This is a genomic window from Bartonella propinqua, from assembly GCF_047263965.1.
Classification (GTDB): Bacteria; Pseudomonadota; Alphaproteobacteria; order Rhizobiales; family Rhizobiaceae; genus Bartonella.
This window is the reverse complement of sequence record NZ_JBLEBK010000002.1, coordinates 43,804-52,500: the sequence shown is the minus strand read 5'-3', so window position 1 is coordinate 52,500 and position 8,697 is coordinate 43,804. Positions and strand designations below refer to the sequence as shown.

At 37.0% G+C, this 8,697-nt stretch carries 4 protein-coding genes, 1 tRNA gene and 2 pseudogenes; 5 read left to right on the top strand and 2 right to left on the bottom strand.

Annotation, left to right across the window (positions count from 1 at the left end; translation table 11 throughout):
- Positions 1-82 precede the first annotated feature (82 nt).
- Positions 83-159, top strand: a tRNA-Met gene (locus tag ACMFKV_RS02015).
- 685 nt (positions 160-844) lie between these two features.
- On the opposite strand, the gene ACMFKV_RS02010 is transcribed toward ACMFKV_RS02015, so the two are convergent.
- Together ACMFKV_RS02010 and ACMFKV_RS02005 are read right to left on the bottom strand one after the other, a co-directional pair.
- Positions 845-985: a hypothetical protein gene (locus tag ACMFKV_RS02010; RefSeq protein ID WP_336288079.1), complete on the bottom strand. Its 141-nt coding sequence runs from the start codon at positions 983-985 to the stop codon at positions 845-847.
- Positions 986-1,525: 540 nt separating this feature from the next.
- Positions 1,526-1,720 (bottom strand): annotated as a pseudogene (locus ACMFKV_RS02005) (DUF3792 domain-containing protein); the annotation flags it as partial.
- Between ACMFKV_RS02005 and ACMFKV_RS02000 the strand changes: the two are divergent.
- From ACMFKV_RS02000 to ACMFKV_RS01985, 4 genes and pseudogenes are all read left to right on the top strand, one after another.
- Positions 1,708-2,242: pseudogene (locus ACMFKV_RS02000) on the top strand (MFS transporter); the annotation flags it as partial. The pseudogenes ACMFKV_RS02005 and ACMFKV_RS02000 sit on opposite strands and share 13 nt — an antisense overlap.
- Before the next feature lie 893 nt (positions 2,243-3,135).
- Positions 3,136-3,849 (top strand): alpha/beta hydrolase, encoded by a 714-nt coding sequence (locus tag ACMFKV_RS01995; protein ID WP_336288179.1) that lies wholly within the window; start codon positions 3,136-3,138, stop codon positions 3,847-3,849.
- Positions 3,846-6,005, top strand: a complete 2,160-nt coding sequence (locus tag ACMFKV_RS01990) for an isocitrate/isopropylmalate family dehydrogenase (RefSeq protein WP_413154388.1) — start codon at positions 3,846-3,848, stop codon at positions 6,003-6,005. Before ACMFKV_RS01995 ends, ACMFKV_RS01990 begins: the two co-directional genes overlap by 4 nt.
- A 931-nt stretch (positions 6,006-6,936) precedes the next feature.
- On the top strand, positions 6,937-7,896 hold the full coding sequence (locus tag ACMFKV_RS01985; protein ID WP_413154387.1) for an N-acetylmuramoyl-L-alanine amidase: 960 nt from the start codon (positions 6,937-6,939) through the stop codon (positions 7,894-7,896).
- Positions 7,897-8,697: the final 801 nt, after the last annotated feature.

The following is an 8,697-nucleotide window of genomic DNA, read 5'->3' as shown; positions in this document are numbered from 1 at the left end:
GAAAATTCTCTTACAAAATTCATTTTGAAAAATAAGATAAAATTAAAAACACTATAAAACGTGCAATAATTCATCTTCATGGCGCGGGGTGGAGCAGCCCGGTAGCTCGTCAGGCTCATAACCTGAAGGCCGCAGGTTCAAATCCTGCCCCCGCAACCAATGGAAAAATTTGCCAAATAAAAATAAGTCAATCAGCTATCGATTTAACAAATCTTGCTTTTGTAATTCAAACGATCACTCTTTAAAAAAACATCATCTCACGATAACAATAAAGTCAAAGTCTTTATCATATCGCTTAAAAAATAGTGTGCTGCTACAATCTCATATTCTCAGTCCATGGAGAAAAAATCTTCTCTAAAAACCATTCTCTTATGAAGTGATAAGCTTTCCTTTATAAAAAACTCTGTTAAACTTTTTGCTGCGATTGTTGTTGGAAAGCTTATGTTGTTGGAAAGCTTCCCTGTTTAAAAATCATGAAAGATCGTATCCTTGTGCGTGAAAAACTTAAAAGGAGCCAAGAGCAATTTTATAAAGCTTTCTTTTTGCAAGGTGGGATTTATATGGGAAAATTTATTGATATAATTTCAACCAAATATCTTTCGTTTAGAAAAGTCGCACTGCATAATCAGGATGTAAGAGGATAAAACAACAAGATCAGCTTTTCTAGCTACTGCTGGCATATGACACGATCTGAGAGGTGACTTTTAGATTTTTAAGATGGTTTCTTTATCTCAACTGTTGAAGAAAATATCTTAACTGCTGAAGAAAATTGTGTCCCTTACTTAAAAGAGGTGTCATCGTTTGCCAGTTATAGAAAGAATGATTCACTTTTAGGAAAGTCGTTTTATCCCATGATGTAAAAAGTATCGTGGATGCTTTCGTCAATAGAAATTCCCAATCGCATTTTTAAAATCGTTGTTATTGTTGCAAAATCCCAAGCTACTGGAACAGGTGCAAACTTGTATTCATCAAACAAGCAGATCATGAGATTGCTACATTTAAAAAAGCAGACAAGGGGATCGCTTATCGTGCCATTACAGGATTTGATACAAGAAGAAGATGTTGCGTGGTGGCATATTGTCTTTCTATATAGGCACAATGATCTCTTAAATCTCTTAACTGGCAAATTAATCGTTAGGCAGTTTCATGGGGGTATCATGTGCTTTCAGATTGTATGCGCTGCTTTGTTGTTGGGGGCGTTCGTGACTTTCGACACATGTTGTTGATCCTATAGGGTGCATACGAGGTCATGATCCAAAGGCTTACAAACTAAGATGCTTCTGGCAAGACGCGGTTGGCAAGACGCGGTTGGCTTGTGTGTGTGGGCGTCAAAAATGTACATGCTCTCCAAGTCGGGGTTCAAATCTCATTCAGTGACTGCATTATTGAGTGGTATGATGTGTGATGCCTTCTGTTCTCCGATTTAACGTGATATTTGCTCTCTCACATATAAAGCAGGGATAAAAAAAGCTGCACAAACCCGCGCAGCTTTTTATGGGTTGCATGCTTGATGAAGGAAAAGTTTTTAAAGCATGAAAGAGTCTTTACGACTTCTGTAACCGTAATATCCAAAAATACTGGAAATAATGGCACCAATAAGACCACCCAAAAATCCCCACCAGCTAATGCTAGAGGCTGTTTTGGCAGCTTTACTGGCTGTGTCTTGTACATCTTTTGTGGAGGCGTTGTCGAGTTGTGTGAAAAGTTTATGCGCTTGTTCCATGTTTTGCTTATATCGTGGAGTCACCTTTCTTACTAACAATCTTGGGTTTATCATCTGTATATGTTGGTTATAGTTACATTGGCGTTTCTTTAACCTATGTCTTGGGAAATTTAGTAGCACAATGGTTTTTTAAATAAAAATCTATGGCTATAAGGTACGGATATATTATTTTTGTTACAGGGGGGCATATTGTTTGCTTTGCAAATATATATAAGTCCATGACCGTTTACTACAAGTTTAATAACCATTTCGGTTCTTACCTTTGGCAATGGTTTTTTATTACCATTAGGGAGTGCATTAGCTATTTCATCACATCCGCAGGCTGCTGGAGCTGCATCTGGCGTTATGGGGGATGCACAATTAGGAAGTCTTGCATTAAGTGCTGTGGTATTAAAAATATCTGGAAATAATCCATAGGTTGTAGGCGTTTTATTAGCTGCGTGCTGTCTAATAGGTTTTATCATTTATGTTAGAAAAGCGCATTATTTTATGGTTTTTGGAATTAACTTATTGAAATAGATTAAGTTAAGTAAGTGAGGAGGGAAGAAGAATATGCTTAAATGCTTTATGTTGCTCTATGTGATGGAGAATATCAAAAGAAATTGTCTTTTTTCATTGGAATTATATAGAATCATGCTAATCTGATTACGATTTGAATGGAGCTTGAGGCTAGTTATCGCAAGGGATTGTTTAAATCCATGAGTGATAGAGGTCGGAAAGATCTATGTTTTAATGATTACATATAGTTGTTATGTAACGTTGTTTCTGGTATTAAGCTCATTATAATTGTATATTTGCACATTATCAATCAATCAGATATTTATGAGCTAAAGACGTGAGGGATTGCATTTTGGGGGGAGTGCTAAGGGTAAGTCGAGTAGATATAAGTTATTTACGTCAGATAGTAGAAGCGGTTAATTATAGAACTTCGCATTTTTTTAATGAAATTTTTCTCTCTGATATTGTTATGCAATTTGTGTGAAAGATAAAAGCTATTTCGTTCTTAAATATTGGCTTTTGTGCGATGATAATTTGGGTATGGCTTTGGCAAATAGCTTAGCAGTTGTGAATGAAAGCGTAAGTTTTTTAGTGATTTATAAATGGGGAAGGATATGGGGGAAGAGAGTGGGAAGTTTTAATTTTAGAGATATGGTTAGCGTTTTTCAATTTGTATAAAAGGGAAATAGGCTGCAACAGAGGGGGGGGAGAGTTTTTGCAACAGAGAGAAAGGTTGTAAAGCTATTTCTATTTTTTTTTCCTGTACATCGAAGTTCTTTTGCTCTCCTTTTGGATTTCAATGATTTAATCATTGAATATCAAGCTTTTTGGGAGCAAAAAATGTGTTTGAAGACAGGGAAGGTTCTAACAACAATCCGCATTTTAAAACAAAAAATGCAGGGAGTACAAATGGTATGAACCCACATGTTATTGTTTTTTCACCTGTCATGCCTGTTTGGGATGAAGGAGCTTTTTGTTCTCCACTTCAAAAGCTGTTTTTAGAAAAAGGGTTTCATGTGACTTCATTGGATACAGTATCTCTTTTTTCTGGGAGCTCTGTGACAGAGGTTATTTCCTTAATCACAGAAAAAATTAAAAGCCGTTTTCAAAGCCCTTTGGTGCTTGTAGGTTTTTCCATGGCTGGAACATTGGTGCAAATTTTAGCAGCGCGACTTCCAGATATACGAGCTGTTCTTGCTGTAAGTGCGCCAAGTTATCCAGATGCGTTTTTACGACGACGGCTTGAACATCTTCTGACATTATTGGAAGATGGTGATTTATCAGGAGCTCTGGAAGCATTAAATATTTTGGTGCAACCTCTTGGAAAAACTGAGAAAATAATACAGAGAAAAATCCCTGATGAGCAAAAAAATATGGCTATTGAGCGTATGCAAAGGGGATTTCGGCTTTTACTAAAAATGGATGCTCGTAGTGAAATTATAAAATATGCTGGAAGATTTTTAGCTTTGGTAGGGGAAAAGTCGCAACTCGCAACTGTAGACAATCAAATTCAGAGTCACTGCTTAAATCATGAATATAAAGTTATCTCTGGTGCTGGTATGCTTCCATGGAATGATAATCCTGTCATGATGTATACAATTATTCGTGAATGGATTAATAAAATATGAAAAAGAAAATTCTTGTGTTGCCTGGCGATGGGATAGGATCAGAGGTCTGTGATGCTGCATTAATGGTTCTAGAGCAGCTCAAGTTGCCGATTGAATTAATTTACGGTGATATTGGTTGGGAATGTTGGAAAAAGGAAGGAAATTCTGTTCCTAAAGCGACTTGGCAAAAAATTGCCAAAAGTGATGCTATTTTGCTTGGTACTGTTACGAATAAAGAGCAAGAAGCTGCTTTAAAAGAGCTTGAACCGCATTTAAGTGGGAGGGAACTTACATATATTTCTCCTGTTATTCAGTTGCGCCAAAAATTAGGTTTGTTTGCTAATATACGACCTGTAAAATATATTACTGGTTCAAGAAAGCCGTTTAATTTTTGTGTTATAAGAGAAAATACAGAAGGTTTATATGCGGGACTAGATTTTCGTGGTATAAGTGCTGAAACAGCAACATGGTTAAAACATCCCAATTTAGAAAAATATGGTCTTAATGAAGCTGCATGGGCAGTGCGTTTGCAAACCCGTCTTGGTTTAGAGCGGTTATTTGAATATTCTTTTTCTTATGCGCGAACGTATGGTTTTAAGCGGGTCACGTTTGCGGATAAACCAAAGACTTTGCGAGAGAGTGGTCAATTTGCTCAAGAAATTTTTGAGCGCATAGCACGAAATTATCCAGAAATTGAAGCAGAAAGTCACAATGTTGATGTCGTTGCATTATGGCTTGTACAAAAGCCAGGGCATTTTGGTGTTATTGTTGCAGAAAATATGTTTGGCAATATTCTCTCTGATGTTGCTGCTGGGATTATGGGTGGATTGGGAGTTGCGCCCAGCGCAAACATGGGGAACCAGATTGCTTGTTTTAAGCCTGTCCATGGGAGTGCACTATACATTGCTGGGCAAAATAAAGCAAATCCTTCTGCTATGCTTTATACCACTGTTTTACTCTTAGAGTATTTAGGTTTTAAGGATGCGGCGCAACAATTGTCTGATAGTGTTGATAAAGTTATTCGTGCTGGCAAAAGCGTAACCTATGATTTGGGAGGAGGGGCGTCTACATGCCAGATGGCTAACGCTGTTTTGGATGCTGTTATTAACCCCGTATCAGTTTGCCGTGCAGCGGTTATCACTGTCGGCGATGAATTGCTTTCTGGACAATATTTAAATACGAATTTACAGCATTTAAGTCAAAATTTAGAAAAAAGAAATATCCAAGTAACACGTCATTTCGTTTGTGCTGACCAATTACATCAGATTAGTGAGGCTGTGATTACTTGTCTCGGGCAAGAAGATCTTATTATTCTCAGTGGAGGGTTAGGACCGACATCTGATGACAAAACACGTGAGGCAGTTGCTCAAGCTGTACGGTTGCCACTGGTTCATAATGAAGTTGTGTGGCAAACTATAAAAGGTCAATTGCAACAATTGGGTATCACACCAGATAAAAGTAATGCTCGTCAGGCATTATTTCCTGAGATGGCAAATGTGTTAGATAATCCCACTGGCACAGCACCTGGCTTTTATTTTACTCATGGGACAAGTTGTATTGTTGCTTTGCCAGGTCCTCCTATGCAAGCCCTTTCGCTTTTAGAAAAATATTTAGAGCAAGCAGATCATTTTACTGTATCATGTGCTAAATATGTGTGGACTTTTATCGGAATTGATGAGAGCACAATTGCTCATTTTGTTGATCGTTATTTTGCAGATGAGCCATTTGAGCGGCGTTTTTTATGGAAAAGTCCTTATGTTATCGTGCAGCTTGTTGGTCAGTCGTCTGTGCCCTTGGCGCAGCATTTAATTGAAAAATTTGAAGCCCAATTTCATCAATATTTAGTTGGTGCAGAGATTACTACTGCGTACAAACAATTAACGCGGCAGGCAATAGTTCATTGGTTTGCAAATGATCCGTTGCTTTTAAAATATTTTCATCCAACAGAAAAAAATGTACAAGATATTCCATTTCTTGAGGTCGAGGTTAGTTTATCGCCTTCCTTGGAGATATTAGAAAAACGGGAGGAAAGTCTCGGACATGCTACAATAACTATAGAAGTTAAAGGCTATGGTAATGATTGTATGACTTTTCCTTATACACGACCGCTTTTAGGTATAGTCTTACAGGAATATGCGGCGTGGTTGGTTTTGAAAATATTTTCAAACAAAGGATAATGCTCTGTAAAAATTTTATGCAAGTAGATTGCTCGCGTTAGAGATGTCAGTTATTCTCATGCATTGAATCGTTTATATGGAAAAACCGTTTTATTCAGCATCATATAACAGCTAAGCAGTGTTAAAGTGATAATGACGTGCCTATTTGATTTATTGTGGTTACTGATCAGAGTGATTCAATTGGGTTTTATCCGCTGGAATAAAAATGCAGATATTGTCATTGAAATGTTATGTGGGATACTACTAAAGTTAGCGTTATAGCCTTTATTTAAAGTAAAAATATTTATACAGTTTTGGATAAAAATTATTACGTATGCACAAATTGTGCAGGTGCCTTTATTGAGTGATAACATCAAAATTACTCTTATCAATTGGCTTAATCTAGAAAAATTCTTAGCATATATTGATTTAAAGATAAGGGAATATGTCCTTAAGGGGTGGTGGGGATAATTTCTTTGTAAAAAGCAAGAGGACATCTCGGTTGTCTGTGTCATGTATAAAAACAATTTTCAAGTTTTATTGAAAAATTTTCTCATGAAAAAGAGCAATCACAAATATGAATTGTGAACTTGACTGTCAATAAATTGCCTCAAAGTTTTCATAGGGGTATCTTTCAATGATTTTATGTCGTTGCAGGGATGATTTAGTGTTGCGTGTTATGCGCAGTGAGGTGTGGCTGAGTATTGTTCAGATTGGTGAGAAGAATAACTATTTTGTGTGCAAGACGTGAACAAATATGTGATGAGTAATTTTAGTAGTTTTGCTACATTTTTGTTTGTTTTTTGACTGGCAATCTTTCGGGCACTGGTTCGAGAAAATGAGTGATTTGGTCGGGCGTGTTAATGCTCTCAAGTCACTTCGCTGGTTTCGTGTACGGTCTGTTGTGTGATGTACTATGGTGCTGGTGAGTGAGACAGAAAGGAAAATTTTTATGTATAAGATTGATTACAACAGTTATCGTGCTATCAAGAGTTTTAATCGTCGAGTTCGCTTTCTTGTAATGCATTATACTTCAATTGACTTTAAAGGGTCGATTGCTGCTCTCACAGGAACGAAGGTTAGTTCTCATTATCTTGTTCCTGATCCTTCAGAGAAGACATATATTGAGGCAGGATTTAAAGATATGCGTATCTTTAATCTGGTTGATGAAAACGAACGTGCATGGCATGCTGGTGTTAGTTCATGGGCTGGGCGCAGCAATTTGAATGACACGTCTATTGGGATTGAAATAGTCAATTTAGCGACTGATCATGCTCATTCTTCGGAGCAGACGCATGTTGAAACGGCTTTAAAGGATATGCGTGCTTTGAACCCAGCTGATGAAAATGAGTATACGCTGCAGACGGATGTTGGTTCAGGTGCGGGAAGTGGTAGTGTGAGTGATCCAGTTCTTCAAAGTAAGGCAACTAATTTAGCGGCTTATCATAATGGAGAATTTATATTTCCTCCTTATAATCCAACGCAAATTGAGGCAGTGAAAGAGCTTGCGTTGAATATTCTTCAGCGCTATCCAGACATTACTCCAACCGATGTTGTCGGTCACAGTGATATTGCCATTGGCAGAAAGAGTGATCCAGGTGCAGCCTTCCCATGGAAAGAACTTTATATGGCAGGTATAGGAGCATGGTACGATGATGAATTGAAGGATCATTATCAGGAACAGTTTCGTAAAAGTTTGCCAGTTAAAGAAGATATTTTAGCGAGATTGAGACGTTATGGGTATGATGTTTCGGCTGCATGTAGTGAAACTGGGTACAAAAGTTTAATTCGGGCATTTCAGCTTCATTTTCGTCAAGAAAATTATAATGGAATTTTGGATATTGAAACAGCGGCAATTATCTATGCATTGGTAGATAAGTATTTCCCTTCGAGTGAATTTAAATCGTCTTAAATTTAAGGACATATATTATTATAGCATATGTTTTTCTTTTGTAGTTATATTCTTTTTGCTCTTTATTGATGAGGATTTGTATAGAAAAAGAGGACGTTTGCAGTGTGAGAATATATGACATAAAAAGGAATTAGTGAGAAACGGGAAAAAAATAGCACAGCTCGTGGAAGCGGATTAAGGTTCTTTTTTATCGCTATGTGTACACACTTCTCATGAAGGATATATGAGGTCAAATCATTAAGTGCAAAAAGAATATGGTGTAAGAAAAGTACGCAGAGAAAAAGTGTGTTATGGCTTATCTGCATTCGCGATATCGGGTGCTAAAAGCCGAGATTATCAGTTTTGCACTTATGATGTGCAAGAAAAACCTAACAATATTGAGAGAAGAGAAAAAACAAGACGCATATTGCAGGAAAATATGGCTGTGATGTTTTCGTAATTCTGAAAAATATGTGTCGTTGTTTTTGAGGGGGGTATTTTTTGTGCTCAAAAATAATTGGAGTCACAAAAAGCTTTTATCCATTTTAGCATCATTTTTATGATTTATTATCTCTTGCTTTGAAGGTAGATCCGATTTATTTTTGATTGTCTCTGAGGATATTTGCAAGATTTTGATGGCAAGTTCTTGTAATGATTAAAATTTGCGTTACTTAACACCACATAGATACAGCTTGCAGAGTATATGAGTGTCTCTTTGGTAATTTATACAGCACTTTTTGCGAAGAGAGTATGTCTTTTTTGTGAGAGATGGTAGCAAATAAATACCATAAAGAAGGGGGGGAGATGATTAGCACAGATAAT

Coding starts and splice junctions, on each gene's coding strand:
- ACMFKV_RS02010 (WP_336288079.1), bottom strand. CDS start 985: ATGATCTGCTTGTTTGATGAATACAAGTTTGCACCTGTTCCAGTAGCT.
- ACMFKV_RS01985 (WP_413154387.1), top strand. CDS start 6,937: ATGTATAAGATTGATTACAACAGTTATCGTGCTATCAAGAGTTTTAAT.
- ACMFKV_RS01995 (WP_336288179.1), top strand. CDS start 3,136: ATGAACCCACATGTTATTGTTTTTTCACCTGTCATGCCTGTTTGGGAT.
- ACMFKV_RS01990 (WP_413154388.1), top strand. CDS start 3,846: ATGAAAAAGAAAATTCTTGTGTTGCCTGGCGATGGGATAGGATCAGAG.